This window comes from Pseudomonas amygdali, from assembly GCF_002699855.1.
Classification (GTDB): Bacteria; Pseudomonadota; Gammaproteobacteria; order Pseudomonadales; family Pseudomonadaceae; genus Aquipseudomonas; species Aquipseudomonas amygdali.
This window is the reverse complement of record NZ_LKBW01000159.1, coordinates 1-2,526: the sequence shown is the minus strand read 5'-3', so window position 1 is coordinate 2,526 and position 2,526 is coordinate 1. Positions and strand designations below refer to the sequence as shown.

The following is a 2,526-nucleotide window of genomic DNA, read 5'->3' as shown; positions in this document are numbered from 1 at the left end:
GGGGAATCGAGGGCAACTCCCTCGCTGTTGCATTGGCGGACTTCTTTTTGGTCGGCATACATGCACCTCTAGCTACATGTTATGCCCGAACACAAAATTTCTGACAGTCTCAGTCAAGCAAATGAAGACAATCATTAGCTGGTTGGTTACAGCTTTCATCGTGTATACCACCTGCCTAACCCTCTTAACAATCACAAGAATAGCGGTGAGCTACATGGCTTGCCTTGCTTAGAGCGCTAACATGAACTCAGACGATGACTACATACACATCCCCGATGCAGAGTACAACAAGAAACACCTTACCCCACTCATCATACAGAGAGGACTTGCCAAACAGTTTGTGGCCGCTAGAGGAAGCCCCAAAGCAATCTATGCGCTTTCTTTAAAGTATCGAGTTTCCTCACAAGCAGTTGGATACATCTCCAACCTTTCGATTGAGCACATTGATCAAGCCAGAAAACGCTACTACTAATTAATACGTGATAGCAATAGTTAAACAACATCAAGAGAGACGACATCAGCAAGCCTCTGCAAGCGTCTCACAGCACCCTCATGACAAGGTATAGCCTTATCCCTAACGCCTCCTGCAAACGCTCTCAGGAGCTTACAGGCAACAAGAAGAACACCCTTTATGCTAAGTCACCAACCTAGCGACATCAGAGATATTGTTACTCAACTACAAAGAACCATTCGTGTAGGTGATTATGTCTTAGACAAACTCAGCGGTGAAGTCTTAGGGGAGTACACCACTCATGCCATACCCGAGGTTCCTTATGATTATCCAACTGCTCGAAACTGCAACATTCCACCTAAGTCTGCTATCTGTCTCCTTACCCCTTGCGAGCAATCTCCTTATAAGCAGACTATAGGGACAACAGAAATCAAAGTTAAGAGAGGTCCTAAGCCTAAGACAATGCTCAACCCATATGCTAAGCACTTCAAGGTGGCAAACAGTGAGAACCATCCTTGGCTTGATGATTACGTCTATGGCTCCTGTATGACAGCAGGGGGAGTTAGCAATGGTACAATGAGCACTAGCCCCTCTCATGTTCTGAAAGCTTGTATGCTGCCAGAAGTAAGCACTGAGAATATTAGAACCTCTATACTGTTAGAGAACCTCACACCAATGAGTGACCGGCAGGCACGTAGAGTATGTCAATGCGCTAGGCATGCAATCAGCGGCATGAGTTTCTTCCTTGAGCGTAACCCTAGCATCAAAGGACTACTAGAGTTTGAAGTTAGCTTTTCTGAATCGTATCCCTCCCTACCTAGATTATAATACGGTCGGATATATGGGGAACACCATATTAGCTACAGCTCAGTCCAATCCTATCAGTCGTCAACAGAACTATTAATACGCTCGGATAGTAGAGGAGCTACCGCCTCTATGACTCACCACTAACGTACCAAGAGATTACCACCTCGGTATTAATTACGGTCGGATAGTAGAGAGGAACTTTCTATCCCCCTCCTCACGAAAGACCTACCAGTCTTTGAACGTAACATCCAGAGACAAGGGGAGCTACCACCGCTCCCTAACATTTCTAAATACGGTCGGATATAGAGAGACATCGATATACTTGTCCCGCAGGGACGCTTAGTGGTTACTCATTGAAGATCAACCAAGGTATGGGCTAGGAATTAATACGGCCGGATATATAAGAAACTTATAGATGCCGCTTGGATTGATCAACGCCAGCATTATTTTGATCATTTTCTCTTAAAGACTCTTAAGAGTTTTTGATCAATTTATAAGAACACCTTAACGTCAGCAAGCTGACAGGTGCTACTCCCCTCTTAGTACATTAAGCAAGATACCACCCTTAGACTACCATCTATCGATGGATCTTTCTTAAAAGCAAAAGCAACGTCAGCATAGCTGACAAGAGCACGCATAAAAGAGAGAATCAAAAGCGGACTACCTACCAGCATGTATCGCTCTTGATCTTTCTTTATTGCGTATGCCACTACGTGGCGTGCTCTTGCTTCTGCTGTCACGCAGTGACTCCTGCTGAAAGCCCACCACCACACTTACTTAAACCAAAGAGAACAATATGAATATTCAAGACGAACACAAACAACAATACGTAGAAGCCTACTCACACATTGAGCTAGCCAAGACTCTTGGAGTTAGTCTAGCCCTGCTAGATAGCCATGCAGAAAACCAAGGATGGAAAGAGGAGCACCGACTGTACTGGTTTGACAAGTCACTTGAGTCATTGAAGTATGCGCTTAACGAAGGAAACATACCTGCTGTCAAGGAACTACTTAAGATTGCTGGCGTAACCAGACCAGTAGGTCGCCCAAAGAAACAAGATATCGAAGGACATCTAGCCAAGGAAGCCAAAGTGACTGAAGAATGGGAAGCAGACTTCCGAAGACTGAGCTTAGCGTCAAGAAACTGAGAGAATTATTTATTAAAAGAGGTGAGGTGCATTGCCCCTATAGCTCTAGGACCACAGAGACTGTCAGAAATTTTGTGTTCGGGCATAACATGTAGCTAGAGGTGCATGTATGCCGACCAAA

The 2,526-nt window shown here is 44.8% G+C and carries 1 protein-coding gene; it reads left to right on the top strand.

Features of this window, described 5'->3' with window-relative positions:
- The first annotated feature begins 2,054 nt into the window (after positions 1-2,054).
- Positions 2,055-2,405 carry a hypothetical protein gene (locus AO277_RS12625; protein WP_257214223.1) on the top strand — a complete coding sequence of 117 codons (351 nt, stop codon included), beginning with the start codon at positions 2,055-2,057 and terminating at the stop codon, positions 2,403-2,405.
- Positions 2,406-2,526 lie beyond the last annotated feature (121 nt).